Annotated in this window: 20 protein-coding genes; 10 read left to right on the plus strand and 10 right to left on the minus strand. The window is 61.4% G+C overall.

Going from position 1 to position 26,982, the window contains the following annotated elements; translation table 11 throughout:
• Positions 1-2: 2 nt before the first annotated feature.
• Positions 3-2,138: a S9 family peptidase gene (locus BN1724_RS04555; protein WP_058234413.1), complete on the minus strand. Its 2,136-nt coding sequence runs from the start codon at positions 2,136-2,138 to the stop codon at positions 3-5.
• An 84-nt stretch (positions 2,139-2,222) separates the two neighbouring features.
• Positions 2,223-2,453 carry a DUF6767 domain-containing protein gene (locus tag BN1724_RS04560; protein ID WP_058234414.1) on the minus strand — a complete coding sequence of 77 codons (231 nt, stop codon included), beginning with the start codon at positions 2,451-2,453 and terminating at the stop codon, positions 2,223-2,225.
• A 256-nt stretch (positions 2,454-2,709) separates the two neighbouring features.
• On the opposite strand from BN1724_RS04560, the gene BN1724_RS04565 reads away from it, so the two are divergent.
• Positions 2,710-3,957 carry an MFS transporter gene (locus BN1724_RS04565; RefSeq protein ID WP_172797074.1) on the plus strand — a complete coding sequence of 416 codons (1,248 nt, stop codon included), beginning with the start codon at positions 2,710-2,712 and terminating at the stop codon, positions 3,955-3,957.
• A 424-nt stretch (positions 3,958-4,381) separates the two neighbouring features.
• The gene (leuS, locus tag BN1724_RS04570) at positions 4,382-7,387 is read left to right on the plus strand and encodes a leucine--tRNA ligase (RefSeq protein ID WP_058234415.1); all 3,006 of its coding nucleotides are present in this window, start codon (positions 4,382-4,384) and stop codon (positions 7,385-7,387) included.
• Between the two features lie 71 nt (positions 7,388-7,458).
• Here leuS and BN1724_RS04575 read toward each other — a convergent pair whose 3' ends face one another.
• Entirely contained in the window at positions 7,459-8,907 is a 1,449-nt protein-coding gene (locus BN1724_RS04575; RefSeq protein ID WP_231928152.1) for an MFS transporter, read from the minus strand.
• Positions 8,908-9,028: 121 nt separating this feature from the next.
• Positions 9,029-11,689: an ATP-dependent chaperone ClpB gene (gene clpB / locus BN1724_RS04580; RefSeq protein WP_058234416.1), complete on the minus strand. Its 2,661-nt coding sequence runs from the start codon at positions 11,687-11,689 to the stop codon at positions 9,029-9,031.
• Between the two features lie 322 nt (positions 11,690-12,011).
• Between clpB and BN1724_RS04585 the strand changes: the two genes are divergently transcribed.
• Complete coding sequence (locus BN1724_RS04585) at positions 12,012-13,331, plus strand: PrsW family intramembrane metalloprotease (RefSeq protein ID WP_058234417.1); 1,320 nt, start codon at positions 12,012-12,014, stop codon at positions 13,329-13,331.
• On the opposite strand, the gene BN1724_RS12530 is transcribed toward BN1724_RS04585, so the two are convergent.
• The gene (locus BN1724_RS12530; protein ID WP_084252757.1) at positions 13,215-13,730 is read right to left on the minus strand and encodes an RNA-binding S4 domain-containing protein; all 516 of its coding nucleotides are present in this window, start codon (positions 13,728-13,730) and stop codon (positions 13,215-13,217) included. The genes BN1724_RS04585 and BN1724_RS12530 overlap by 117 nt on opposite strands.
• A gap of 149 nt (positions 13,731-13,879) precedes the next feature.
• Complete coding sequence (locus BN1724_RS04590; RefSeq protein WP_084252758.1) at positions 13,880-14,860, minus strand: LysR family transcriptional regulator; 981 nt, start codon at positions 14,858-14,860, stop codon at positions 13,880-13,882.
• A 72-nt stretch (positions 14,861-14,932) separates the two neighbouring features.
• Between BN1724_RS04590 and BN1724_RS04595 the strand changes: the two genes are divergently transcribed.
• Entirely contained in the window at positions 14,933-16,024 is a 1,092-nt protein-coding gene (locus tag BN1724_RS04595; protein ID WP_058235760.1) for a YeiH family protein, read from the plus strand.
• A gap of 10 nt (positions 16,025-16,034) precedes the next feature.
• On the opposite strand, the gene BN1724_RS04600 is transcribed toward BN1724_RS04595, so the two are convergent.
• Entirely contained in the window at positions 16,035-16,547 is a 513-nt protein-coding gene (locus BN1724_RS04600; protein ID WP_058234419.1) for a low molecular weight protein-tyrosine-phosphatase, read from the minus strand.
• A 19-nt stretch (positions 16,548-16,566) separates the two neighbouring features.
• On the opposite strand from BN1724_RS04600, the gene BN1724_RS04605 reads away from it, so the two are divergent.
• Genes BN1724_RS04605 through BN1724_RS04620 form a run of 4 tightly spaced genes read left to right on the plus strand, consistent with a single transcriptional unit; the run spans position 16,567 to position 21,113 of the window.
• Complete coding sequence (locus tag BN1724_RS04605; protein ID WP_084252759.1) at positions 16,567-17,694, plus strand: nucleoside hydrolase; 1,128 nt, start codon at positions 16,567-16,569, stop codon at positions 17,692-17,694.
• A 56-nt stretch (positions 17,695-17,750) separates the two neighbouring features.
• Entirely contained in the window at positions 17,751-18,572 is an 822-nt protein-coding gene (locus tag BN1724_RS04610) for a hypothetical protein (protein WP_058234420.1), read from the plus strand.
• Between the two features lie 4 nt (positions 18,573-18,576).
• Positions 18,577-19,497 carry an energy-coupling factor transporter transmembrane component T family protein gene (locus BN1724_RS04615; RefSeq protein ID WP_058234421.1) on the plus strand — a complete coding sequence of 307 codons (921 nt, stop codon included), beginning with the start codon at positions 18,577-18,579 and terminating at the stop codon, positions 19,495-19,497.
• Positions 19,497-21,113, plus strand: a complete 1,617-nt coding sequence (locus BN1724_RS04620; RefSeq protein WP_058234422.1) for an ATP-binding cassette domain-containing protein — start codon at positions 19,497-19,499, stop codon at positions 21,111-21,113. Before BN1724_RS04615 ends, BN1724_RS04620 begins: the two co-directional genes overlap by 1 nt.
• Before the next feature lie 8 nt (positions 21,114-21,121).
• Here the strand turns inward: BN1724_RS04620 and BN1724_RS04625 are convergent, their stop codons facing one another.
• Both BN1724_RS04625 and BN1724_RS04630 read right to left on the minus strand, forming a co-directional pair.
• Positions 21,122-22,630: an alanine/glycine:cation symporter family protein gene (locus BN1724_RS04625; protein WP_058234423.1), complete on the minus strand. Its 1,509-nt coding sequence runs from the start codon at positions 22,628-22,630 to the stop codon at positions 21,122-21,124.
• A 65-nt stretch (positions 22,631-22,695) separates the two neighbouring features.
• Positions 22,696-23,004, minus strand: coding sequence for a GNAT family N-acetyltransferase (locus BN1724_RS04630; RefSeq protein WP_058234424.1), 309 nt, complete (start codon positions 23,002-23,004; stop codon positions 22,696-22,698).
• Between the two features lie 133 nt (positions 23,005-23,137).
• On the opposite strand from BN1724_RS04630, the gene BN1724_RS04635 reads away from it, so the two are divergent.
• Both BN1724_RS04635 and BN1724_RS04640 read left to right on the plus strand, forming a co-directional pair.
• Entirely contained in the window at positions 23,138-24,841 is a 1,704-nt protein-coding gene (locus tag BN1724_RS04635; RefSeq protein ID WP_058234425.1) for a long-chain-fatty-acid--CoA ligase, read from the plus strand.
• A 37-nt stretch (positions 24,842-24,878) separates the two neighbouring features.
• Positions 24,879-25,499, plus strand: a complete 621-nt coding sequence (locus BN1724_RS04640; protein WP_058234426.1) for an L-threonylcarbamoyladenylate synthase — start codon at positions 24,879-24,881, stop codon at positions 25,497-25,499.
• 135 nt (positions 25,500-25,634) lie between these two features.
• On the opposite strand, the gene BN1724_RS04645 is transcribed toward BN1724_RS04640, so the two are convergent.
• Entirely contained in the window at positions 25,635-26,933 is a 1,299-nt protein-coding gene (locus BN1724_RS04645; RefSeq protein ID WP_058234427.1) for an MFS transporter, read from the minus strand.
• Positions 26,934-26,982: the final 49 nt, after the last annotated feature.

Consider the following 26,982-nt stretch of genomic DNA (forward strand, 5'->3'; position numbering starts at 1 on the left):
GGTCAGCCAAGCAGCCGGGGCCGCTGCCACGGCTCGCCGAGCACATGCTGGGCGAGGAACGCGAACACCGTCTCGTACCAGACCGCTGAATTATTCGGGCTGAGAACCCAATGGTTTTCGTCGGGGAAGTACAGGAACTTGTGCCTGCTTTCCCCCGGACCCGCATTTTCGTGGCTCAGCAGGTCGTACCACAGGCGCAGGCCTTCACCAATCGGGACCCGATAGTCCTTATCCCCGTGGATCACCAACATCGGCACCTCAATGTTTGAGGCGAACAGGTGCGGGCTGAACAGCTCATTGTGCTGGTCAGAGAGGTTCGCCGACCAGAAGTCTGCACAGTCCGTCGTCGCCCGCATCTGATCCAGTGCCCACAGTGAGGCATGGGTGATCACGCAGTTAAAGAACGTGCCCGTATGCCCGGCGATCCAGTTCGCCATATAGCCGCCGTAGGATCCGCCCATCGCGGCCTTGCGCGTGTCGTCAATGTCCTCACGGTCCAGGGCGACCCGGGTCAGGCGCATGATGTCATCAAACGGGGTGCCACCGAGCTGGCCCCAGCCGCGGTCGATCATGGCCTGACCGTACCCGGTGGAGATCGCCGGATCGGGAAGCAGCACAGCGTAGCCGCGGGCAGTTGCCGTCCACGGATTCCAGCGCCAGCTCCATCCATTCCACGACCCCATCGGGCCACCGTGAACCCACAGCAGGAATGGGGCCGGGGATTGCGGGCTGACGCCATCGGGTAGACACAGCCAGGCGCGCAGCGGCGTGCCGTCTTCTGCCGTGGTGGTGATCTCGGTCAGCTGCCCGGGCACCTGGACGGGTTCGATCGGCGTCGGGGTGGCCTCCGCTTGGATAGCCTGCCGGGGCCTCCCCGAGGCCGCAGCACCGCGCAACACCACCGGGAAGGGCGCGCGATCAATCGCATTGGCGAGGGCATGGACGTCACCGCTGGCCTCGTCGAGACTGATCGACGTGAACATGAACTTATCGTCGGTGAGCAGATACACCACGCCGCTGTCGAGGTCGCAGTAGTAAATAGCGCCGTATCCGAGCCGATCAGCGGTCAGCAGCACTCCCCGGGAGTCGGCGGTGGGGACCAGCTGCTCGGGCCAATCAGTGAACGGTTCTCCGTCGGGCGTATGCAGATCCAGTGATCGCAGCTGGCCCGAGTCGAGATCCACCACGCTCAATCCCACCGCAAGCGGGCGGTCTACCGAGGCGATGGTTTGACGAAGCAGAACTGCCCGCCGATCATCCGGGGTGATGACCGGCGCGATGAGGTCATACCCTTCCTCACTCGCCAGAATCGCGCTCATTCCGCTATTGACATCCACCGCGAGAATCTCTGACCGCCGCTGAACCCCGCGGACGGTCCGGGACACCTGCGCCACAAGTAGGGTCCCGTCGGAATTCACCGCGAATTCGCTGAGCTGTTGGTCTTGCTCCAGAGCCGTCACCCGATGCAGCGACAGCTGGGCGTCCGGATGGGCAGCATCGCGAGGATCAGCGAAGAACACCTGTGGCACGGCGGGGCCGAGGTCTTCATCCCAGGCCCGAACCGGGAACCCTTCATGCAAAATCGCGGAGGTTTTGGTCTCCCGACGATCTTTAGCGAAGTCCTCGTCGTCTGAGGCCGCGAGCGCCCGCGGGGAGGACGGAGCGATAAAGAACATGCGTCCGCCCGTGCGAGCTGGAAGCAGATGCTCAATGGAACCATCGCGGGTGAGCACCGGGAACGCTTCCCCACCGCTGCGAGGTAGAAGGTAGAGGGTCGTTTTCCCTTCGTCGTCGTTGTCCGCGCGTTTTCCGGTAAAGAGAATGTCACCTTCGGGAGTGAACCCAATCAGGCTCTCTCCCTCACGACCTCGGGTCAGCCGGACCGGGGCATCGACCGAACCGGGCCGTCCCGTCGGCAATTCCCACAGGGAAGACACGTAACTGTTCTTCTTCTCCCCGAGCTCGCTCACCACCGCGATCAGTCGGGTGCCATCGGGCGATAGCCTAAGGCCGTTGTGCCGGCGCAAGGCCACATAGTCGGACAGGGATGCGAAGCTTCCCGCCGATCCGGTGGCGGCATATCCCGGTCCTTCGGAATCCGGTCGGTTATGTGCATCCGTGCGCTGTGAATCATCCATCCCAGAAGTTCATCACACAGCGCGGGTTGATGCCTGCCTATTGAGTCCCTAGCGCGGCACAAGATGGGAACGATGCGCCACCGACTACGCCTGACGCGCACGGGATGCGGCAAGCTTTTCCTGCAGCATCGCCCGCAATTCGGGATCGTCCATCACCAGGCGCACGGTGGGACAGTCTTGTGGACCGGTCGCACCCGGTACACAGAGGGAGCACGGGTCTCCTGGACGCAGCGGACATTTAGGCATGGCTTTGCCCGACTGGTGGCGGCCACCCGTCACCGGACGGACTGAACGGGCATCGGTCCGGTTCTCCATGTCCCTGACAGTACGCCCGCTACCCGAGAGCTCACCGACAAGGTGCGCCATAAAAAAATTTTCACGTGGAGGTTGAGTGCCGCCATGACACCGCCATCACAGACCCATCACAACGATGTACCTATTTCACGTCCCGTCGGCGTGCCGAATCGTTCATGAGAGCCTCCATCGTTAGGGTTGACCTCCCGTTAAAAGGGATTTCTCTGTGTCAACGGGATCATTCATCTGCAGAGATGTGTCATTCGGAGGGATGCGAATGCCGTCACCATCCGCCACCGTGATCGATCCGCCTCGCACATCCGACTACACCCGGTCCCCTGACTTCACCCGTCTATGGTTTGCCCGCGCAGCCTCCGACGCCGCGACCGCCATTGCCATGGGAGCGATCCCTTTAATTGCGGTGCGTATCTTGGATGCATCTACTCTGATGATCTCGTTGATCACTGCGGTGTCGGGAATCGTCGGAGCCTTGTGCGCTCTCCCCCTGGGCCCTAGCGTCGATAGACGGCGTAAACGTCCGACGATGATCGCAATGGACATATCGCGTGCCATTTTGCTGATGTCGGTTCCCATCGCCTCGGGTTTTGGACTGTTGACATTCACCCACCTCCTCGTGGTTGCATCCGTGACCTCACTGGGCGCCATCCTGTTCAGCGGTGCATCCACCGCCCATCTCAAAGACCTCGTTCCATCCCGAGACCGCACCCATGCCATCGGCAAGCTTGAATCCACCTTCTGGGTTTTCAACATGGTCGGTCCAGCAGCGGGTGGAGCAGTGGTCCAAGTCCTCGGGGCAACCGCCACCCTCGCATTGCAAGCTATCGGCCTGCTGCTGTCCGCTCTAGGCGTATCACGCATACAAAAACCGGAGTCCACGCCACCCCGCACACCCACACACCACTTCTTCGCAGAGGCTGGAGCCGGATTCACAGAAATATTCCGACACCCCATTTTGCGGGCACTCTTTATCAACTCGACACTCTTTGCTGGCATGATCGCCTGGCTCAGCCCGCTAGAACTGGTGCTACTGCTGCGCGATCTTCACCTTCCGGCGTGGCAATATGGTCTCGCGTTAGCGCTTCCCAGCCTCGGCGGAGTCATCGGTTCCTGGATCGCCTCACGGTATGCGAGCCGGCACGGGCAGATACCCACTTTGATCACTAGCTCGGTTCTGCGCGGGTTGCCGGTTGTTGCCATCGCTTTTACTCCCACCGGCCTCATCGGCGTCCTCATCTATATTGTGGCGAATTCACTGCTCCTTACGGCGGCGGGGGTCTTTCGCCCCGTGTATTCGGCGGTGCGTCTGGACGCCACCCCCGACGCCTATCTCGCGCGGGTCACCACCGCATTTACCCTCGGCTCACGCGGCGCCGCTCCCATCTTCGCGCTGCTCGGCGGCATACTCGCCTCGATCCTCGGTATCCGCAGCGCACTCTTGATCGGGGCGATACTACTCATCGCATCCACCCTCATCCTTCCGTGGCGCCACCGAGCCGCCGCCTAAGGCGTCTTGTGAGCGCCCCCCTGTAATGGCTTCCGTTGATGCGTCGCACATCGACACTCCTTAGCTAAACCACCCCGTCCGCAGGTGTCCGTATGCGCTGATCCTCACGCTCTGATCCCTCCCGGTGATGCGTACACTGGGTGCATGGCCATGCTGCGACTCCTTCCGTAGCCGCGTCGAACAAAGCCCGTCCCGTTCGCCTCGCCGTCAGCTGCCGGTGGTTGATGTTCGTTATTGACACCGGCGACGCTCAGTCGGCAGAGCGCGACCCACGGTCAGTTGCGGGCATCGGCGCGGCCGACCCCTGTTCACACAGGGGTCTCTTTGTGCGATAACACTCGCCGCCAGTTAAGGACCCACCCGAGTTGAATTGCCGATGCGCGGCACGCATGGAGCCCGCCGGCGCCTGAGGACGAGGAAAAACATGACCGAGGTATCTCACCGCTACACCGCTGAGACAGCGGGCACCATCGAAGAGCACTGGCAGGAGGTGTGGGCCCGCACCGGTGCCTTCGAGGCTCCGAACCCCGTGGGTGATCTCGCCCCGTCCGATGGGTCCGCCATCCCTGGCGATAAAATGTTTATTATGGACATGTTCCCCTATCCTTCGGGTCGGGGCATGCACGTGGGCCACCCCCTGGGTTACATTGCGACCGATGTCGTCGCGCGATACCACCGAATGCTCGGCAAAAACGTGCTCTACACCATGGGCTATGACGCGTTTGGTTTGCCCGCTGAACAGTACGCGGTGCAGACCGGAACCCACCCCAGAGTCAGCACGGAACAAAACATTGAGACCATCCGCAAACAGCTGCGGCGCCTCGGACAGTCCCACGACCTGCGTCGTTCCTTCGCCACCATTGACGACGACTATGTGAAGTGGACCCAGTGGATCTTTTTGCAGATCTTCAACTCCTGGTACGACCCGGACGCAGTGCGCGAGGACGGCGGCACGGGTAAAGCGCGTCCGATTTCTGAGCTCAAAGGCGCAATTCAGGACCGCGATATCGACCCGTGGGCGCTTGCGGATCGTCTCGGCATCGAGCTGCCTAAGTACTGGCGGGGTCGTAAACCCGCCGAGGAACACTGGGATCCAGCGAAGAACACCCCGTTTGACTTCCTGGTGCAGTACGAACCGCATCACATGCGCGAATTGGTGGACTGTTTCCGATTGGCATACATCTCTGACACGCCGGTGAACTGGTGCCCGGGCCTTGGAACCGTGCTGGCTAATGAAGAGGTCACCGCCGAAGGACGCTCGGAGCGCGGCAACTTCCCGGTATTCCGCTCGACCCTGCGACAGTGGAATATGCGGATCACCGCCTACGCTGACCGCTTAATTGATGATCTAGAGAAGGTCAACTGGCCGGACGCCATTAAGTCTATGCAGCGGCATTGGATTGGTCGCAGCCACGGGGCCGAGGTGACGTTTGAGATCGCTGACACGGAGGAGAAAGCAGAGCAGAGCTCTCCTCGCGTTCAAGCCCAGGCCCGCGCACACTTTGACGTGTTCACCACTCGTATCGACACCCTGTTCGGCGCCACGTTCTGCGTCCTCGCGCCCGAGCATCCGTTGCTGGCTGACCCGGCGACGTTGCCTAAGCAGTGGCCGGCCGAGTGTCGGGATAGGTGGACCGGCGGCGCATCCAGTCCTCGCGAGGCGGTCGCGGCCTACCAGGCGCAGGCTGCGGCAAAGGACGACGACGAACGCACCACCGATGACAAAGCAAAAACCGGTGTGTTTACCGGCTTGTTCGCAATTAATCCGATGGACGGTCGCCATCTGCCCGTCTTTACTGCCGACTATGTGCTCACCGGTTACGGGACTGGGGCGATCATGGCGGTTCCCGCTGAGGACGAACGCGACTACGCCTTCGCTGAGGCGTATGACCTCGACGTGATCCGTACGGTGCAGCCTCCGGCTGACTTTGAGGGCGGCGCCTACACGGGTGACGGCGAAAAGATCAATTCCGCCAACGACGACCTAGATTTGAATGGCCTGTCAAAAGATGAAGCGAAGGCTCGCGCCACCGACTATGCGCAGGAGCGCGGTTTCGGACGTGCCCGGACCACGTTCCGGCTTCGAGACTGGCTGTTCTCGCGGCAGCGGTATTGGGGCGAACCCTTCCCGATTGTCTATGACCTGGACGACCCAGACGTCCCGATTGCTCTACCCGCTGATCAGCTGCCGTTGACTCTGCCGGAAGTGGACGACTTCTCCCCGCAGACCTTTGATCCGGAGGACGCAGATTCCGTTCCGGTCACTCCGCTCTCCCGCGCAACCGACTGGGCCGAGGTGACATTGGATCTCGGCAAAGGCCCTCGCCGCTACCGGCGCGAGACCAACACGATGCCCAACTGGGCAGGCTCGTCGTGGTACGAGATTCGATACATTGACCCCACGAACGCCGACTGCATCGTCGAACCCGCCAACGAAAAGTATTGGATGGGTCCGCGGCATGACGGCGATGTCGGCGGCGTGGATTTGTACGTCGGCGGCGTGGAACATGCCGTGCTTCACCTGCTGTATGCACGCTTTTGGCACAAGGTCCTGTTCGACCTTGGGCATTTGTCGAGCCAGGAGCCATTCCAGCAGCTGTTTAACCAGGGTTATGTACAGGCGTACGCCTACACGGATGCCCGGGGCGTGTATGTTCCCGCTGAGGAGGTGGTTGAGAGCTCCGATGGCCGCTTCACCTGGAACGGAGAAGAGGTCCAGCGCGAGTACGGCAAAATGGGCAAGTCGCTGAAGAACATGGTGGCGCCTGACCAAATTTATGCGGATTACGGTGCCGATACCTTCCGCGTGTACGAAATGAGCATGGGGCCGTTGGATATGTCCCGCCCGTGGGAAACGCGCGCCGTGGTCGGCTCCCAGCGATTCCTGCAGCGCCTGTGGCGGCTCGTGATTGATGAAGAAACCGGTGAAGTGATTGTCTCCGAGGAGGAGGCCGATAAAGCGACCAGGCAGGCTGTTCACCGTACCATCGACGGTGTTCGCTGCGATATGGACGGCATGCGCTTTAACACCGTCGTCGCTAAGCTCATCGAGCTGGTCAACTATCTGACGAAGCTGAGCGGCAACGGAACGCGTATTCCGCGAGAAGCGGTGGAACCGCTGGTGTTGATGACGGCTCCGCTCGCCCCGCATATGTGCGAGGAACTGTGGCAGCGTCTCGGGCATAAGCAGTCTTTGGTTCGTGCTCCCTATCCGGTTGCTGATCCGGAATATCTGGTGCGCGAGGCTGTGACTTGCGTGGTCCAGATCAAGGGGAAGGTTCGTCACCGGCTCGACGTGTCCCCGGAGATCAGCGAAGCAGACCTGGAGGCTCTGGTTCTTGCCGATCAAAAAGTCATCGATATCCTCAACGGTGCACCCGTGCGCAAAGTGATCGTGCGCGCACCGAAGCTCGTAAGTATCGTGATCTGATCATCGCGTAAAGCCACCAATGGTGGGCTGGGGCGCGCAGTGTTTATCACACTGCGCGCCCCAGCTGCGTATTAGGCCTCGGGGCTCTCCCCTAGATCCTTGCCCTTTGTTTCAGGCAGGGTTAGCACTGTCGCCGAGGAAATTAAGAGCAGGGCAATCGAATACCCCACAAATGCCGTGGTTCCCAGAGCCGGTAGCAAATAGCCGGCGGTGCCACCGAAGAGAGCAATGGAAATGGCGTACGGAATTCCGAAACCCGATGCCCGCTGCCCGGTCGGGAACATTTCCGCATAGGTCGCTGGAGCGTGGCTGAGGAACCCTGCGAGCAGCATCAGCTGGATACAGATCGCGACAATCAGCTGCCACAAATGACCGCCCTGAAGCAGCGTCACCAATGGCACGTAGGCCACCGCGCTGCCGAGCAGCGCAATCAAGATCGAGGGCTTGCGTCCTATACGGTCCGAGAGCGCACCCCAGAACGGCAGGGCAATAATCAGCGCGATATTGCCGATGAAGGAGGCAACAAAAGCGTCCCGGGCTGAATACCCGAAACTCTCTTGCGCTAGCGCGGGCATTGTGACCGACCATACGTAATAGGCGACCGTCAAACCAGCGGTCATACCGATGACCTGGAGGGCAACGCGCCAGTTCCGAGCCACCGATATATAGACGTTTTCGCGCGGACCGGTTTTAGCTTTTTCCTGTTCAAAGACTTCGGATTCATCCATAGAGGAGCGAATCCACAGGGCGATCAGACCCAGCACCGCACCGACTGCGAACGGAATACGCCAACCCCAGGCATTCATCTGTTCTGTGGTCAGCGAGGTCTCCAAGAGCAAACCGAGTGCGATACCGGCCAGAAGACCGATCGTTCCGGTGACATAAATGGAAGACGCCCACAAACCGCGTCGCTCACGGGGAGCATGCTCTGCTAAATAGGTTTGCGCAGACGGCAGCTCCCCACCGTGAGCAAGTCCCTGTATCAGCCTAGCGACCAGCAGTAACGCGGACGAGAACCAGCCGACTTGGTCGTAAGTGGGGCACAGTGCAATCAGCAGCGACCCCAAGGAGGCGCACACCACCGCCATGGTCAGAGCATGTTTGCGTCCGACTCGGTCACCTAACCAGCCGAACACCACACCCCCGAAGGGGCGCGCTACGAAACCAACCGCGAAAATCGCCATGGTGGATAGAAACGCCGAGGTTTTATCACCGTGGTTGAACACCTGCGTTGAGAAGAACACCGCGAAGGTCGCGTAAACGTTCCAGTCGTACCATTCGAGCGCGTTCCCTACGCCCGTTCCGAGAATAGTTTTAACCGCTGATTGGCGCGGTGGCCGAGCGGCACGTTCAGGCGGGTCACTGTGCGGCTGAACTGTACGGCTGAGCGACTGATTGGCATCGCCATTGATCTTGTCTCGTGTGCTGACGGAATCGGGTCCGGGGATAAGGGACATCGGTACCTCCGAGGGAATGAGTGTCGCACACACTACGACGCTCACCGGGAGGCGATGGCTCATGCCCACCAGTCGGACCCGGAACAGAGGATGCGGGCGGGGCGGATGGCAGCCTCGCTAAGCTCCCCAGACGCACCGGCCTCTGGGGAGCTTAGCCGAGTCGCGAGCCGATCTCGTGCTCAGATCATGACCTGCTGGACGATTCACCGTGATCACCGGCGGCGTCTGCCTTGTGATCCGGTGCATCTGCGTCGGTTGCCACAACAGTCAGGCCGTCGTGGTCGGCCGCAAGGTCAACCTGCACCGTCTGCCCGTCGCGAACCTTCCCTTCCAAAATCAGCCGGGCGAGGTTGTCGCCGATCTCCTTTTGCACCAGCCTGCGCAATGGGCGCGCACCGTAGGCCGGGTCGAAGCCCTTTTCAGCCAGCCAGGCGGTTGCGGCGTCAGACACGTCGAGGCTGATCCGGCGGTCCTTCAGGCGCTTGGCCACGTCTTTAACCTGGAGGGTGACGATCTTGCCGAGTTCGCTCTGGGTGAGCGAGTCAAACATGACGATGTCATCCAACCGGTTGAGGAACTCCGGTTTGAACGCCGAGCGGACGATTCCCATCACGGCCTCGTGTTTAGCGCTTTCGCTCAGAGTCGAATCCTGTAGCGCATGCGACCCGAGATTCGAGGTGAGAATCAGGATCGTATTGCGGAAGTCCACGGTGCGACCCTGCCCGTCGGTTAGCCGGCCATCATCGAGCACCTGCAATAGGATGTCGAAAACATCCGGGTGGGCTTTTTCTACCTCGTCCATGAGCACAACCGAGTAGGGCCGACGACGCACAGATTCGGTGAGCTGGCCGCCCTCTTCGTAGCCGACATATCCCGGAGGGGCACCGACGAGCCGAGCCACACTGTGCTTCTCCCCGTATTCAGACATGTCGATACGCACCATGGCGCGTTCATCGTCGAAGAGGAATTCGGCCAGTGCTTTTGCAAGCTCGGTTTTGCCGACTCCGGTCGGGCCGAGGAAGAGGAATGAACCGGTGGGACGATTCGGATCAGATATTCCAGCGCGTGCGCGGCGCACCGCGTCGGCCACTTCGGCTACGGCGCGCTGCTGCCCAATCAGCCGGGCACCGATGATGGTTTCCATGTCTAGTAGCTTCTGGGTCTCTGACTGCAGTAGCCGCCCGGCAGGAATTCCGGTCCACGACGAGACAACTTCCGCGATATCGTCCGGTCCAACTTTTTCGGCTACCAGCGGCCGCTCTGCGAGGTCTTCTTTTTCCTCGCGTTCTTCGGCGTTTTCCAGCTCTTTTTTAAGCTGCGGAATATCGCCGTAGAGGATCTTCGAGGCGGTGGTTAGATCGCCTTCACGCTGAGCCCTATCGGCTTGCATCCTCAGGTTCTCGAGTCTGGCTTTGAGTTCACCGACCTGGTTTAATCCCGCTTTTTCGCGCTCCCATCGGGCGGATAGTGCGTCAGCCTTTTCTTTCTTGTCGGCGAGTTGCCGCCGCACAGATTCCAGCTGCGCTTCGCTCCCGGGATCATCAGTTCCCTTAAGAGCCATTTCTTCCATCCGCAGGCGGTCTACCATGCGCCGCAGCATGTCGAGTTCCACGGGGCTGGAGTCCAATTCCATCCGTTGCCGGGAGGCTGCTTCGTCGACGAGGTCAATCGCTTTGTCCGGTAGCTGGCGCCCGGTGATGTACCGGTCTGACAGGGTGGCAGCAGCGACTAAAGCCGCATCGGTGATGGAGACTTTGTGGTGGGCTTCGTATTTGTCTTTGAGCCCGCGCAATATGGTCACGGTGTCTTCAACACTCGGTTCGCCGACGAAGACCTGCTGGAAGCGGCGTTCCAGGGCCGGATCTTTTTCGATTCGTTCGCGGTATTCATCGAGTGTGGTTGCACCCACCATCCGCAGTTCACCGCGGGCCAGCATCGGCTTGAGCATGTTCCCCGCGTCCATGGCACCCTCGGAGCCTCCGCCTGCTCCGACGACGGTGTGCAGCTCGTCGATAAAGGTGATGACCTGGCCGTCTGAATTGCGAATTTCGTCGAGCACTGCTTTCATGCGCTCTTCAAATTCGCCGCGATATTTAGAGCCGGCCACCATCGAGCCCAGGTCGAGGGATACGAGGGATTTCCCTTTCAGGGAATCGGGTACGTCTCCTTCCACGATCCGCTGCGCAAGGCCTTCTACGACTGCGGTTTTCCCGACACCGGGTTCACCGATCAGCACCGGGTTGTTCTTCGTGCGCCGAGATAGCACCTGGACAACCCGGCGAATTTCAGCGTCACGGCCAATAACGGGGTCAAGTTTGCCTTCGCGGGCGGCAGCGGTGAGGTCAACACCGAACTTTTCGAGGCTGTTCAGGGTGCCCTCTGGGTTTTGTGTGTTCATGGACTGTTCTCCTCGGATCGCGGGAATCGCCTCTCGCAATGCTTTAGTGGTGGCACCTACCTGCCTGAGCAGTTTGGCGGCGTCGTCTTTGCCCTGTGAAATACCGACGAGCAGGTGCTCGGTTGAGATGTAGGTCTGGTGGTTCTCGACGGCTTCCTGGCGGGCGTAGTCAAGTGCGTCGTAGCCGGTGCCAGCGAATGTTGGATGCTCGGGGGCACCGGTTCCGCTGACGCTCGGTAGGGCATACAGTTTGCGCATGACCTGCTGGCGCAGGTGGTCGATGTCGGCGCCGAGGTGTTTCAAAAGCGCGTATGCGATGCCGTCGCGTTGATCTAGCAGTGCGCCCAGAAGGTGCAATGCGAGAACCTGGGGGTTCCTGGATTGTTCGGCGCGTTCTGCGGCGGCCGCGACCGCTTCCTGAGACTTAGTGGTGAATTGAAATTCCACGGCGCTCCTTCGTCATGCCTTTGGTTCTCACGGGTGCTGTGGCACAGCTCCCGGGGTACACCGAGAACAACGATCCCAAGGTTGAGTCTATTCCACTCAACTATCTAGATATGAGCCGGATCTCAGGACTCCCAATCCGCCAGCCTCACCGCCTCGCGAGGCGCAAACATCCCAAACCTAGTCAATATCCACGGCGACAACACGACATGTCGTACCTCACCTTTATCCTAGATCGAGATGCCGGAGTTCTCTGTGACACATCCTCCCGATGCCCACGCCCAAACTTCGCGCGACCGACGTACCGTTTCACAAAGGACTGGTCATGCCGTTTACCCCGCTTCCCCCCGGCTATACCGGCAACCAGCCCGATACCGGTCCGCGCCAGCCAGCCGCCCCAGACCGCCTCAGGTTTACCTCCGTCAACGCAACCATCGCGGCAACCCCCCTGCGCACCATTCTGCTCTGGATCGCCGCATCCCTACTCGGCGTCGGTTTACTGATCGCCCTAGCGTTCCCTCTACTCTGGGCGGGCCTGGGCACCGTGACCTTCTTTTCGGTCATGGCATTTTTCTCCCTCGCCACAGTCACGGCCATCATGATGCTGGCAAATTTCTGGCATCCGCAGCCCATCGTGCTCACCATCTTGGCAATTCTCTGGGGAGCCGTCCCCACCGCCGGCATCGCAATACTCCTAGAAACAGTGTTAGACCTCATCGTTTTCACACTGACTAACTCCCCCGAGCTCGCCCATCAGTTCTCAATGGCGCTGAGCGCTCCCGTCATCGAAGAAGTGCTCAAGGGGCTCGGCCTGCTGGCCCTCCTCTTAGCGGCGCGGAAAAACTTTAACGGCCCTCTCGATGGCCTCGTCTTTGGAGCCCTGATCGGAGGCGGCTTCGCCTTTATCGAAAATATCCAGTACTACATCAGCGGCTATGAAGAGTACGGCGCAATCGGCGGCGGCGTTTTAATCCTGATGCGTGGAGTGGGAAGCATCTTCTTACACCCGCTATTCACCTCGTTGACGGGGCTCATCATGGGTGCGGCCACCCGCGCATGGGGCACCGTTGCGGGGGCGCTGATATTTTTTGGTGCTGTCTGGCCCGCGATTGTCTTGCACTTTGGCTGGAACCTCGCTGCCTTAACGTCCGATGGGGCAATAGTTTTAATCAGCTTCCTCGTGCTCTTCACCCTCTCCGCTCTATGGCTCGCGCTAATTGGCCTGCTCCTTTACGACCAGGCGCGCCTGATGCGGGCTCGCCTCACCGATTACGTCCATGAAGGGTGGCTCTTACCCCAGGAAGTCCACATGCTCGGCAGCTCGAAAGGGCGCCGCGAGGCCAAACGCTGGGCAGCGACATTCGGTGCGACCACGCTCATGCAAAGATTCATCAAAGACGCTGCTGAACTCGCCTTAGCCCGGCAGCGCATCCTGGCCGACGGCCCCTCACCCGCCCGCCTCACTGAGGAGCGGCACCTGCTGAGCCAGGCCATCGCCGACCGTCAAGAATTGCTGTCCCGAGCATCTTCAATGACGATCCAGCAACCGGTCCAGCTCCCGCCGCTCCTTCTTAGTGGGCCGCCCACTACCGGGATCACGCCGCGGGGGCCGAGCCAGCATCTGGGGCAGTGGCGGGGGCGTTAAATCCTCATAAGCAGTCACGGCAATCGGAGCCCCTACACGGCGGGCAATGATCCGGCGCACCCGATAAATATGCTCAACACCGGGTTTCCGCAGCCGCACCTCATCACCGACCCGGACCGCCTGAGCAGCCTTCACCGGAGCACCATTTAACCGCACATGGCCGCCCCGGCACTGCGCCGTAGCCGCAGACCTGGTCTTCGTCAGTCTCACCGCCCACAGCCAAACATCTAGCCGGACGCTTGCGGGGTCACCCGGCAACGGGCCTGGACTCGGTTCGAGCGCGGACACCTCGGACGGCTGTTTCACATCCCCACTCACAGCGCCCACTGCACCGCCCCCACGGCCAGGATCCTGCCCAAGCCCGTGACTGCTAGGGCCACCGTGTCTCGACGCACTCATGCTGCTGCCTTTCCATCAACGCCAGGCTCTAATACTTTGCCGTCAACCGCTAGCCTTCTAACACCAGTCCCCGTCTCTGTGCCACGAATAACCGTGAACCTTGAGCTCCAATCCCCACAAACTAAACCAATCCAGCGACAGGCCGGGGGTTAACGGCCAACGCGTGCGCCCGCCCCATCGCCGAAAGCTACTCCAGGTCCGTCGGTGGACACCACCCCATCGCCAGAGACCTCCTCGTCACCAGATGCACAGTCAGCCTGACTCACGAGGTCTATCACCGCGGGACGCATCGCGCCCAACCACACCGCCCGCAGCGACCGAGTGAGATCCAACCCAGGAACCTCCAGCGCAACCAGATTCCCGGCAGCGACCGCACCATCTACCGCCGAAATACCGAGCACTGCCGGAGCTGTGCCCGCCAGCGCCGCGGTGCGCACGGCCTGGTTACTGGACACTTCCAATGCGGGCGGCACGGGATGAAACGGCGCAAGTTCCTCGTCGAGAACCTGCCTGGTCCCACTTCCTTCCTCACGAACAATCAAAGGCATCGACGCGACCTCGCTCGGACTAACCCATTCCCGATGTGCCCAGCGATGAGTCGGGGCAACCACCAGCACCAGCCGATCCGTCGCCACGATTTCAGAGGACAACCCCTCCAAAGTGCCCCGATTTTCGACGAATCCAAGGTCGCACTGCTTAGAGCGCACCTTATGGAGAACCGTCGCGGAATTGTGGACGGCCAGGTCTAGGCACAGATGCGGCGAGCGCGCTCGCAACCGGGCAAGGAACGCCGGGACCAAATGGTCGGCAACAGTTTGACTCGCCGTGACCCGCAACCTGCCCGGACCCGATGCACCGGAACACTCATCCGCAACAGCGAGCAGAGCCTCCATCGCCTCCAAAACGGTTCGCGCCTCAGCAATAAGACGACGACCCGCAGGCGTCGGGGCAGCGCCCCGAGCATGTCTGGTCATGAGCTCCACGCCGAGTCCCCGTTCTAGTTTGCGCAGAGCACGCGAAGCATTAGGTTGAGCGATTCTCAGTGCACGGGCAGCACCCCCGACCGATCCGGTGTCCGCGATAGCGACCAGAAGCCGCAGTTCCATCAGGTCGGGACAGCGAGTAGGCATACCTAAATGATATGCCTAACATGGCAAACCGAGGACTACTGCTGGTCATTGCAAACCGTCAAGCTTGACCGCATGACCGATACCCAATTAGCGACCCGACCCGCACCCCCAACTCAAGCTGCTTCACCCATACCCGGCCTTATTTTTTGTGCACTTGGCGCCATCGCCAGTGTTCTGATCAACCACTGGGTACCATCCGTCAGCGCCCTGCTCGTGGCCATTTTGCTCGGTGCAATCCTCGCCAACCTGCGCCCGTTACCCACGGGTTTCGCCCCGGGGATCGCCATCTCATCGCGGCGCCTGCTCCGGCTCGGAATTGTCCTATTGGGTTTAAATCTCCTTCTCACAGATGTTTTAGCGCTGGGATGGGCCATGATCCTGGTGGTCATCGCCATCGTGGGGATCGGCCTACTCACCGGCATCATGGTCGGACGAGCTCTCGGCCTGAGCCCAACCCAGTCCCTTTTGATTGCGTGCGGGTTCTCCATCTGCGGCGCAGCCGCCGTCGCCGCAGCCGACGGGGTGTTAGTCGATGAGTCAACGCGCACCCACCACAGCGCTCGCAGCAACCAAGCAGCCTCGGCCACAACCCGCATCACCTCCAAGGAAGAAGAAGTGGTGACGGCCGTCGCCCTCGTGGTGATCTTCGGCACAATCATGATTCCGCTCATCCCCCTGCTCTCCCACCTTCTCGGGCTCAGCTCCGAGCAAGCCGGACTGTGGGCGGGCGGATCCATCCACGAAGTGGCCCAGGTGGTGGCCGCCGGAGGCATTATCAGCGGCGGGGCGCTGGCGGTTGCGGTCGTCGTCAAACTAGCTCGCGTGCTGATGCTCGCCCCCGTCATGACCATCATCGCGGTGCGGCAAAGACGCAAAATCGGCGACAACCCCGCTATTCGCAAACCGCCATTGGTTCCGCTTTTTGTGATCGGTTTTTGCTGCGCCGTCGCGGTACGCTCATTCGGCCTAATTCCAGTGGGGTGGCTGGGCCCCGTATCGGTAGTGCAGACCTTTCTTCTGGCCGCCGCTATGTTCGCGCTCGGCACCGGGGTCCGGATATCCACTCTGCGCGGGGTCGGACTTCGCCCGTTCGTACTCGGCGCTATCGTGACCGCGGTGGTCTCCGCGGTATCACTGGGCGGGGTGCTGCTTACCCACCCTTAAATAGCCGGGCCTAGCACTCACAATGAGTGCGCACGTAGTCAACAACCCCGGCGACTGCCGGACGAAGAACCGTCAGCGTACGCTCGAAATCTTCTGAACCGCCGTACCAGGGATCACGGATCCCGAGATCAGCACCGGGACCCGACGGCGCCTCAGGATCAAAAGAACGCATGAGATGGATCCGCCCGGCCACCGAATCGGCCTGCGGTCCGAGCGAATCCGTGAGGGCCCGCAGGCCGTCCAGATGATCGTGATCCATTGCCAAAATCAGATCGCGTTCTCGCAGCATGTCAGCAGATACTTCCCGTGCCCGGTGCGCCAACGTATCAATACCGAGCTCATCCATAACAGCTGCCGCCCGGCGGTCAATGGGGTTGCCAACTTCCCAGTGGGAGGTCGCCGCGGAATCAATTTCAACCTGATCAGCCAGCCCTGCCTCGTCAAAAGCGCGGCGCAACAGATATTCAGCCATAGGTGAGCGACAAATATTGCCGGTGCACACGGTCACGATGCGAAAGGTCATAGCAGCATCGTAAAAGGAAATGCGAAACCAGCGCGATCAGTACACTGTCGGGGTGCTGCCGCTCTCATCTGATCGCGCCACCCGCCGCAAAGTCCTCCTTGACTGCGACACCGGGATCGACGACTCCCTCGCGCTGTGTTATCTGCTCGCGCGTGATGACGTTGATCTCCTCGGCATCGCATGCACGGCGGGTAATGTCCCGGTGGATGCGGTCGTGCGCAATAACCAAGGCTGGCTTGAACTCACCGGGAATACCGGAATTCCAATCGCCCGCGGCAGCGAGCAACCACTCGCCTGCGCGCTCATGACCTGCGAAGATACCCACGGCCCCGAAGGGGTCGGATACGCCCATCTGCCACCTGGACGCAACCCCCTCGATTCGCGCAGCGCCGCTCAGCTGTGGGTCGATACGGTGCGAGCGTATCCCGGTGAGGTCACCGGAATCGTGATCGGCCCCACCACGAACCTCGCACTAGCCCTAGACCTCGAACCAGACCTGCCGCGGCTATTAAAAACACTCGTCATCATGGGCGGGGCCATCAATCATCGCGGCAATACCATGCCCACCACAGAGTGGAATGTCGCCGTCGATCCAGAAGCGCTAGCCCGGGTTATCGACGCATTTTCTGTTCTGCCACCGCAACGGCTCCCGATCCTCGCGCCCCTGGATGCTACCGAACGGATTGAACTCTTGCCAGAGCACCTGGATGCTCTTGCCCCCACCGGACAGGACGGCACCCCCCTGCCAGAATCCGAGGTGCTCACCGCCCTGCGAGATGCGTTCCGCTTCTATTTCGCGTTCCATGAGGCCGACGGGCTCGGATATCTCGCTCACGCCCACGATCCGTTCGTGACGGCTGTCGCCACGACTCTCTCCGAGTCCGGTAAGACACCGTTTGCGCGCACGACGCCGGTGGCCGTCGGGGTTGAACTCATCGGTACGTTGACCCGGGGGCAGGTGGTGGCTGATTGGCTCGGACGCTGGAACAAGCCCGCGACCCTGCGCATTCTGGTTAATCCCAACCCGGAAGCTTTTTTTGTCCACCTCACCGATACTGTGCGGCCCTGGCTCGCTGACCAGGCACAGTCTGCCTCTTCGGGGTATAATCCCTCACCCCTTGCGCCAGCACCTCGCGACTATAGGTAGGATCCCCTACCGACCTCTCGCTCTTCTCTCTCCCCCCACCACCAGGAGGACCAGCCATGACAGTGAACACCAGTAACTCAGAGGAACCTGCCTCTGGATGGGGGCCACGGAGTGTTCGCTCCTGGCCCCTCATCACCCTCGGTGCGGTGATCATCGCCGCCACTTACCTGGGGATCATCCTCACCCAATCGACGACCCTCGGACACGATCTCGGCCCCACCACGCTGGTGGTGCTCGCGGGCTACCTGGCGGGCGCTGTGCTGATTGCGATGGGCACCTTACCCACCCTGACAACCCGCACCTTGGTGCTGGTGCCCGGCGCCATCGCAACCAATATTGTCGCTGGTCAGATCGTGGGGGTGAGTCCTCTCCCGCTGTATCTCGATTCACTCGGCACGGTGCTCGTGGCGATTCTCGCCGGTCCTGCGGCCGGTGCCGCAACCGGGGTCTTGACCAATCTGCTGTGGGGTCTGGTGACTCCCAGCGCCATTCCTTTCGCGGCTGGATCTGCGCTGGTGGGTTGCGCAGCCGGTTTATGGGCTCGCCTGCTGTTGCGGCGTAGGATCCAAAGCCACATCTTGCGCCTTGGCCTGTTTACTGTGGCCGGTGGACTCACAGGGGTCCTCACCGGGATGCTGTCGGCGCCAGTGGCGGCCTTTGTGTTCGGCGGCGGCCTCGGGGTTGGAACCGGTTCGCTGGTGGCGGTACTGCAAGCAAGTGGACAGTCGATGCTCGAGGCAGCCACCGTGCAATCACTCATTTCTGATCCGCTCGACAAAGCCCTTTGCTTCCTGATCGCCGTAACCGCTGCCGGGCTCTTGCCGACCCGGCTACTCGCCCGGTTTCCAGCTCCCGCCCGCGGCATATACCTGCGGTAGTTCGGTGAATACTCGCTCCACGTCGGCAGATCCCGACCCTCAAGCCCCAATACCTGCCGCAGCCAGCACCAATGCCCCCCGCACCGGTGGGCCCGATCACAACGATCCACTGCGCCTTGCCCTTGCGCGATGGCACCCGGTCACCCCTGCGGTGGCTGCGCTCAGCGGTGCTTGTGCCGCGTTCGCCCCAGGTCCATGGTGGGTGCCCCTTCCGTTTCTAGGCGGGGCGCTGATTGTGGCTATGCGGACGAGGCATCTGCGCGCGGTGTTCGCAACCCTAGTGATTCTGACGGGACCGGTCATGGTGATGCTGACCCTAATCCAGGGATTCACCTATCCTGAGGCGCGCACCGTCCTGGCGCATCTTGGCCCCATTCGCCTCAATGTCGAGGGGTTATTACTGGCCGCAGGTTTGTCATCGCGTCTCGCCACGGCGAGCGCTTGCCTCATCCTGGCGGGGCTGTGCACCCGTCCCGCAGATCTTTTCGCCGGTATGCGCAGCATCGGGTTCCCCCCTCGATTCGCACTGCTGACCGCGACCACCATGGGGCTGATCCCCCAATACCGAGAGCGACTCACCGCGATTCGTCAGGCTCGCATCGCCCGAGGACTTCTCCCACCGGGAAAGGTCCGTCTGATCGGACGCCTTCGTTCTCTGCCGTCTCTTGCGGCGCCTTTGCTGGTGGGGGCGGTCCTCGATCTGGATCAGCGGGTAGATGCGCTCATCGCCCGCGGTGTCGTACCCCCGCCGGGAACCCGCAGTCAAGCTGAAGGTGCCCTCTCTCGTTCTTTCTCGCGGGTTATCACCCTGCGCCCCTACCCCATCCGCCGACGCGACCGGATAGTGATGTGGGGAACTGCCCTGTTCGCGTGCCTGTGGCTTGCCCTCTGGCTCATCATGACGTCGCTATCCGGAGGTTCTTGATGAGTGCACACTTCCCTGATGGCCCCGGGCCTCACAGCGGGCCGGTGCTCGACCCTCCGCCAGTGGCATGGTGCCGTCAGCTAGTGCTGACGCCAGCGGGAATGGACAATCCGCTGATCACCGGTGCGGACCTGGTGATTCCGCGGGATCGCCTAACCGTTTTAGTCGGCGATGACCATTCGGGGCGCGAGCTCTTGATCCGTCACCTCGCGGGCCTGTTTGACCCTCACGACGCGACCATCGCCGGTGAGTTGCATCCCGCTCGCGGTGCTTGTCTGGTGGGGCCTGATCCTGCCAACCAGTCGACTGGTCTGGCGCGGACCGTGGCGGAAGAACTTGCATTGCCACTGATGACGTCGGGGCTAAGCCGCGACGATATGCGTGAGCAGATCTCTCGTATCGCCCATACGCTGGGGATTCAGGCGTTGCTTGGGCGCAGTCCGGCAACCCTATCGGGAGGCGAACGTCAGCTCATGGGTATTGCCACGGCTGTGCTTGGAATGGGTGACCTGCTGGTGCTGGATAATCCGACGGCGGCTCTGGATGCGCGGGCTGAAGAGCGGGTGGCGAGGTTACTGAGCAATCTCCTCGGTGATTCCGAATCGCGCTGCGCCATTTTATTAACGGGTAGTGACCCGTCAGCACTCGCCCGGCTAGTCGGGCCACAGCAACCAGCGACGGTGCTGTCTCAGGGGCAGTGCCACTTAGCGCCTACCCTTCGCGATGCTATCGCCGCGTTAGGAGACTTCGCTGGTGTGTATGCAGCAGGGTATGACTCTCATTCTGCTGCCCCGCACAGACCCCCACGCGACCAGGTCATATCCTGCGCGCCGACGCCGCACGCCCACGACATTGCTCTGGCTGTGCACGATATCCGCTACACCCACGCCGGCGCACAGGGTGATACCTCCTCCCCTGGTCACCGAGCGCCCGCGCTGCGCGGAGTCGATCTCACGCTGCGGCGCGGGTGCGTCACGGCGTTGCTGGGGGCAAATGGAAGCGGGAAGTCGACATTGATCGGCTATCTGGCCGGGATCTTTGACGCATCCCCGCAACTGCGCTCGCGACCCTCACGGCGGTGGCCCGGCCTGCGTCGAAACTCCCACCAAAACCCTGCTGACAAGCGTCCGACGGTCCTAGCCGTCATGCAAAATCCCGATGTTCAGATCACGACGTCACGGGTGCTGTCGGAAGTCATGGCGGGATGGCGAAGTCGCTGGCGGCGTCGGGCCGAGGCCGAACAGGCCGCCCGAGCGGCCCTTGACCTGTGCGGTTTACGCGATCTGATCGATGCCCATCCGCACGATCTCACCCGTGGTGAACGCGTTCTGATTCTGATGGCCGCGACCCTTGCGCGGCGCCCCGATGTTCTCATCGTGGATGAGCCCACCGCGGGGTGCGATCAAATCTCGCGTGCGCGGATCGCGGAGGCTATTCTGCGGGCACGGCAACAGGGCATCGCGATACTGGTCGCTACCCATGATGTCGAGTTCGCCGCTGTTATTTGCGGCGATGCTGTAGTGCTGAAGGACGGTACGGTGATTGCCAGCGGAGTTGCCCGCGACATCACCGCCCGCCCTCATCCCGGGGTGCGAGCCTGTGGTGAACTCGCCTAGGGTGCGTCTTAGCCCTTGGTAACTGGCTGGCTGGTCTGCCTCGAGGTAGAGCCGTCATCAGATAGGCCCACATCAGCCTTTTCCCAGCACTCGATACCTTGCAGATCAGGCATCGTGGAGCTGAGGAAGACGGGTTCGCGACCCGCGCGTTTCTGGCTCGTATAGTCCTTGAGCAGCCGCATGGCGATCCCAGACAGCAGCGCGATGGATACCAGGTTCAACAGGGCCATGACGCCCATGACGGCATCTGCGAGATCCCACACCACGCTCACCGATAGCATCGCGCCGACCAGGATCGCGATCACCGCGCAGCAGCGGAAGACGAACATGACCTTCGGCGACGTGGAGATGAAGAAAACGTTCGACTCCCCGTAGTAGTAGTTACCGAGGATTGACGAAAACGCGAGCAGGAAGATGATCAGGATGAGGAGATAGGCGGACCACGGTCCGAGTGCTTCCACCAGCGCGGACTGGGTGAGCTGGACACCGCCTGCATCTGCGGCAATGGCATCTTGGGATACCAAAATGATGAACGCGGTAATGGAGCACACCAGGAAGGTATCGAAGTAGACCCCGAGGGTTTGCACAAGGCCCTGTTTCACGGGGTGGGAGACCGCAGCGGTAGCACCGGCGTTCGGGGCCGATCCGAGACCTGCCTCATTGGAGAACATACCGCGTTTTACGCCGGTCAGCAGCACGCTAGTGAACCAGCCTGCGAAGCCACCGGTCGCTTCCCGCAGCCCGAAAGCGCTTTCGATAATGCGCACGAACATGTCTGGCACATGCTCAATGTTTACCGCGACCACCACGATCCCTGCGAGCAGATAGATCAGCGCCATAACCGGGACAATGGTTTCCGTCCAGTGCACGATGCGCCGGATACCTCCGAACACCACGAGACCGGTGAGCAGGGCGAGCACAATACCGATGCCGAAGGCGAGCGGTCGCGAGGCTTCCCCTTCGGGAAGTGCTCCGCCGATGGTCGCCACGATGGTGTTGGCCTGGAGCATGGAGAAAGCAAATGGGAAGCACACGATCAAAACGATGGCGAAGATGATCCCGAGCCACGGCGCTTTGAGCCCCTGGCGCATGTAGTAGGCCGGGCCGCCGCGATATGAACCGTCGCGGTCGCGGACCTTGTACAACTGGCCGAGGGTGGATTCAACGAAGCTCGATGCGCCGCCGATGAAAGCCATCACCCACATCCAGAACACTGCACCCGCGCCACCGGTGGCAATGGCGGTGCCGACGCCCGCGATGTTTCCCACCCCGACACGACTGGCGGCAGAGACGGTGAAGGCTTGGAACGCCGAGATGGTCTTGCGGCCGGCAGCATCCGGAAGAGCCTTGTCTCCCAGGCTCGTGAGCATCGCGGGAATCAACCGAGCCTGGACCACACCGGAACGCACCGTGAAGTACAGGCCGATGATGACTACAACAGGCAGCACCACAAAGGTCCACATGACAGACCCAGTGTCGATGATCCACTCGATAACGGGGGTGATGAAATCGGGCATGAGCCGTACCGTACACGGCAGAACGTCCTGGTCGCACGCGGGTACGTCCTGTGGCCAGGTTTAGGTTAGGCGATCAGGTCCGCATATTCAGGGTGACGATCGATCACGCCAGCAGCAAACCAGCAGGTAGTTCTGGCTTTTAGACCATCTGCCCGCACCCCATCGAGCACGGCCCGCACCAGGGTGCTGCCGTGGCCCTCGCCACTATAACGAGGGTCAACGACGGTGGAGCGAATATCACGCACGATAACGCCGTCCGGACCCTCGGTGTCGACGTAGGCGAGGATGGCGATCAGGTCACCGTCCGCAGATCCTGCCCGCAATTCGTAGCGGTCTCGTTCGGTGGTGTGAACCACGACGGTGGAGGGTTCCATGTCCTTACGTTACTCCCGGGCCGGCATGTTCATCGGGGTTCGCCCGTAGACTGGCCAGATCCGGGCGGTTCTCCTCCCGCCACGGTCTTGTAACTCCTGAACAACCCGACCCAGCCGACCGGGAGGCGTAGGTATGAGTTCGCTTGATCGACCGTGGCTTAGGCATTACCAAGACGGGGTTCCGGCAGATATTGTCCCGCCGGACAGCTCGGTGGCCCAACTCGTTCAGGAGTCGGTCGCCAAATTTGCTGATCGTCCCGCGTTGGAGTTCTTCGGGCATCGGGTGAGCTACGGCCAATTTGGCAACCGAGTGTTGCGGCTTGCGGAATGGTTGCGTCGCCGTGGGGTGCAGGCCGGGGATCGAGTCGCGTTGGTGCTTCCAAACTGTCCTCAGGCGGTGATCGCATTTCACGCGGTGTTGCGGTTGGGAGCCGTCGCGGTGCAGCATAATCCGCTGTATACGGAACCGGAGCTGCGAGCCCTGTTTTCCGATCATGGCGCCAAGGTGGCGATTGCGTGGACCTCAGCGGTTCAGGCGTTGCAGCAGCTTCCGCACGGGATCGGCCCTGAGACTATCGTAGCCGTAAATCCGATCGATGCGATGCCGTTGAAGACCCGTCTGGCGCTGCGGGTACCGGTAGCCAGAGCTAAGGCCATGCGGGCAAGGCTGACAACCCCGGTTCGGAACGCGGTGTCGTGGCGCACTGCTCTGCGCACCACGTCTTTAGCGACGAGCCACCCGCACCCAGGCCCGGATGATCTCGCGGTTATTCAATACACCTCAGGCACGACCGGTGAGCCCAAAGGTGCCATGCTCTCCCACCGCAATCTGGTGGCTAATGCTCGTCAGGGCGAGGCGTGGATGCACGGGGCGGTGGATGGGCAGGAAGTCTCGTACGCGATTTTGCCGCTCTTCCACGCGTTCGGTATGACGCTGTTTCTCACGTTCGGTATTTCCAAGGGAATGTTGCTGGTTCTCTTCCCAAGTTTCGATGTCGGGCTGGTTCTCCAGGCGGCTCAGATTTCTCCTCCGACGGTATTCTGTGCGGCGCCTCCTATTTACGATAAAACAGCCACGGCAGCGAAGAAACAGGGTGTTGACCTCAGCTCGGTGCGCTACGCGATTTCTGGCGCCATGACTCTTCCGCAGCGGGTGGTGGAGGAATGGGAGGCGGTCACCAGTGGATTACTGGTGGAGGGGTACGGTCTGACCGAGTGCTCTCCGGTGGCGTTGGGGAACCCGTTTGCTCCGGGTCGACGCACCGGAACGATCGGGGTTCCTTTTCCATCGACCTGGATGCGGGTTGCGGCCCTGGATGATCCGGTGCGGGAGGTCGCCCCTGGTGAACCGGGCGAATTGTGGGTGCGGGGGCCTCAGGTGTTTCAGGGGTATTGGAATAAGCCGGAGGCAACCGCCGAGGTGTTGTCGGCCGATGGGTGGCTGCGCACGGGCGATGTGGTCACCGTCGATGCTGATGGATTTGCCACCATTGTGGACCGCAAAAAGGAAATTATCATTGTCGGCGGCTTCAATGTGTCACCGTCCGAAGTGGAGGCACAGTTAGACACCCTAGATGACGTCGCAGAGTCGGCTGTGGTGGGTGTGCCGACGGCTAATGGCGATGATCGTTTAGCGGCGGCGGTGGTTGTAAAAGAAGGGGTGACTTTGCATCCCGGGCAGCTGCGCAAGCAACTTAAAGATAGGCTCGCCCCCTATAAGATCCCGGTGAAGTTCGTGGCGGTGGATTCACTGCCGCGTAATCTGCTCGGCAAGGTGTTGCGACGCGAGGTCGCTGAGCTGGTCACGCGTTCGTTAGGGCGGGACCAAAGTTCATAACCTTGGGCCTGGGCAAGGTCGGGTCCTACACTGAGGTATGGCTCGCTATCTGGACGTGCATCCCGTCGACCCCCAGCCTCGGCGTCTCGAGCAGGCCGTATCGGTGCTGCGCGACGGAGGTTTGATCGCCTATCCCACGGACTCGTGCTACGCACTCGGCTGCTCCCTGGGTGCGCACGAAGCGCTGGAACGTATCCGACGGATTCGACAGGTTGGCAAGAACCACCATTTTACGCTGGTGTGCAGTGATTTTGCTCAGCTTGGGCAGATGGTAGTGGTCAGTAATCCAATGTTTCGACTGGTCAAGAACGCCACCCCGGGCCCGTATACGTTCATCTTGCCTGCGACCAAAGAAGTCCCGCGCCGTATGCTCCACCCGAAAAAGCACACGGTGGGGGTGCGTATCCCTGATCACCGGGTGGTCTCGCGCCTGCTAGACGCGTTAGGGGAACCGGTGGTCTCCTCCACTCTGCTTCTGCCGGGGTATGAGGAGCCTCCCACTGATGGCTGGGAGATCAAGGAGCTTCTGGATCACCAGGTGGATTTGGTGATTGACGCGGGTGAATGCGGGAAGGATCCGACCAGCGTCATTAACTTGTCCGGAGGAACCGTGGAGGTTGCACGCGAGGGTGCAGGGGATGTGTCGCGGTTTATGTAGGCCAGCGCATGGTGTCCTGGACGACTGTTGGACCCACCAATCGTGCCCACACAGAGCTCATTGTGTTCGTACCGCTGATCGCGTTCATACCGTTAATCGTGTTCATGCCGTTAACCGTGTTCATAACGCTAAAGTTCAGCTGCCGACGGGCACCTTCCGCTGTTGACGGGGCGCTAAAACACCCGACGTCATGAAGACGCCGACCGCGTAGATGGGCACTAGCCAGAGCGCATAACGCAGTGTCAGCCGGTCCGCGATGGCACCGACGAGTGGCGGGGAGACCAGAAAACCAACCCTGGTTACCCAGCCCACGAAGGTGATCCCCACTCCGGGCGCCAGATCAGATCGTTCGTCTGCGGCGTGGAAAACGGCGGGAAACAGCGTGGCCACGCCCCACCCTGCGCAGGCGAAACCGATAATGGTGGTGGGTACGGAGGGGACGAGCAGGGCGAGACTCATGCCTCCTGCGGACACCACGGCCCCGATCCGCGCCATTCCCCGGTCACCGATACGATCCACCAGTGCGTCACCGGTGAGCCGGCCCACGGTTTGCGCTCCTTGCAGAGCGACGAACGCGAGGCCTGCGACCAGCGGCGCAGCCTGGAATTGCCCCTGCATGTACAGAGCTCCCCAGGTGTTACCGGCATCTTCTGTGGCTCCGGCGAAGACTGCGGTGGTACCGAGCACGATGAACACGCCGAGGGTGTGCAGGCTCAGCGTTGGGATGATGCGGCGCAGCCCGCGCGATGTGCTCGTGGGCTTGTTGGGGTCAGAAAGCTCAGCCGCGGTGTCGGGCACCGGCGAGTTCGCGGTGCGTTCTGTGTTATCCGCCCCCGGGAGGATCATGGTACGCGCCCACAGCGCAATGGCCGCAAAAACCACGAGGCTGCATCCGGCTTGGATTGAGAGCGGAATCCCCACCTGGGCTAGCCCTGCCCCGATCAGACCACCGCAGACCGCGCCGACACTCCACCATCCGTGGAAGGAATTGATCACGCTGCGTCCGTAGCGGCGTTGCACTCGCATACCGTGTGCGTTCATGGCGATGTCGGTGACCGCATCACACGCGGATGCGATGAAGAAGGATGCGGTGAGCATCCACCAGGCGGGCGCCAGCACGATGAGCAGGATCGATGCGCTGGCCAATATTTGAGTGAACACGCTCAGCGGGCCGGAGCCGAATCGACGCATGAGCCGGGCGGCCGCGATCCCCGCAATCAATCCGCCGATCGGTCCGATTCCGACGGCCAGGCCGAACATTGTTTTGTCGAGCCCGAGCGCCGCCACGATTTCTGGGTACCGGGGCATGATCGCGCTCATTGACGCCCCGTTGATCCAGAAAATGATGGTGACTGCGAGGCGGGCCCGCCGCGCATCGATGGGGACGGATGGTCGCGCCGTAGTATCGGGCGTGGATGGGTAGGGGGAAGACATGACGTGCGTGATCCTCGGGCGCGGGACTAGTAGCTGCGGACTATCGGTG

The sequence above is a fragment of the Devriesea agamarum genome (assembly GCF_900070355.1).
Classification (GTDB): Bacteria; Actinomycetota; Actinomycetes; order Actinomycetales; family Dermabacteraceae; genus Devriesea; species Devriesea agamarum.

Excerpts from the sequence above, each read along its gene's own strand:
- BN1724_RS04555 (WP_058234413.1), bottom strand. The coding sequence starts at position 2,138 with ATGGATGATTCACAGCGCACGGATGCACATAACCGACCGGATTCCGAA.
- BN1724_RS04560 (WP_058234414.1), bottom strand. The coding sequence starts at position 2,453 with ATGGAGAACCGGACCGATGCCCGTTCAGTCCGTCCGGTGACGGGTGGC.
- BN1724_RS04565 (WP_172797074.1), top strand. The coding sequence starts at position 2,710 with ATGCCGTCACCATCCGCCACCGTGATCGATCCGCCTCGCACATCCGAC.
- leuS (WP_058234415.1), top strand. The coding sequence starts at position 4,382 with ATGACCGAGGTATCTCACCGCTACACCGCTGAGACAGCGGGCACCATC.
- BN1724_RS04575 (WP_231928152.1), bottom strand. The coding sequence starts at position 8,907 with ATGAGCCATCGCCTCCCGGTGAGCGTCGTAGTGTGTGCGACACTCATT.
- BN1724_RS04585 (WP_058234417.1), top strand. The coding sequence starts at position 12,012 with ATGCCGTTTACCCCGCTTCCCCCCGGCTATACCGGCAACCAGCCCGAT.
- BN1724_RS12530 (WP_084252757.1), bottom strand. The coding sequence starts at position 13,730 with ATGAGTGCGTCGAGACACGGTGGCCCTAGCAGTCACGGGCTTGGGCAG.
- BN1724_RS04590 (WP_084252758.1), bottom strand. The coding sequence starts at position 14,860 with ATGCCTACTCGCTGTCCCGACCTGATGGAACTGCGGCTTCTGGTCGCT.
- BN1724_RS04595 (WP_058235760.1), top strand. The coding sequence starts at position 14,933 with ATGACCGATACCCAATTAGCGACCCGACCCGCACCCCCAACTCAAGCT.
- BN1724_RS04600 (WP_058234419.1), bottom strand. The coding sequence starts at position 16,547 with ATGACCTTTCGCATCGTGACCGTGTGCACCGGCAATATTTGTCGCTCA.
- BN1724_RS04605 (WP_084252759.1), top strand. The coding sequence starts at position 16,567 with ATGCGAAACCAGCGCGATCAGTACACTGTCGGGGTGCTGCCGCTCTCA.
- BN1724_RS04610 (WP_058234420.1), top strand. The coding sequence starts at position 17,751 with ATGACAGTGAACACCAGTAACTCAGAGGAACCTGCCTCTGGATGGGGG.
- BN1724_RS04620 (WP_058234422.1), top strand. The coding sequence starts at position 19,497 with ATGAGTGCACACTTCCCTGATGGCCCCGGGCCTCACAGCGGGCCGGTG.
- BN1724_RS04625 (WP_058234423.1), bottom strand. The coding sequence starts at position 22,630 with ATGCCCGATTTCATCACCCCCGTTATCGAGTGGATCATCGACACTGGG.
- BN1724_RS04630 (WP_058234424.1), bottom strand. The coding sequence starts at position 23,004 with ATGGAACCCTCCACCGTCGTGGTTCACACCACCGAACGAGACCGCTAC.
- BN1724_RS04635 (WP_058234425.1), top strand. The coding sequence starts at position 23,138 with ATGAGTTCGCTTGATCGACCGTGGCTTAGGCATTACCAAGACGGGGTT.
- BN1724_RS04640 (WP_058234426.1), top strand. The coding sequence starts at position 24,879 with ATGGCTCGCTATCTGGACGTGCATCCCGTCGACCCCCAGCCTCGGCGT.
- BN1724_RS04645 (WP_058234427.1), bottom strand. The coding sequence starts at position 26,933 with ATGTCTTCCCCCTACCCATCCACGCCCGATACTACGGCGCGACCATCC.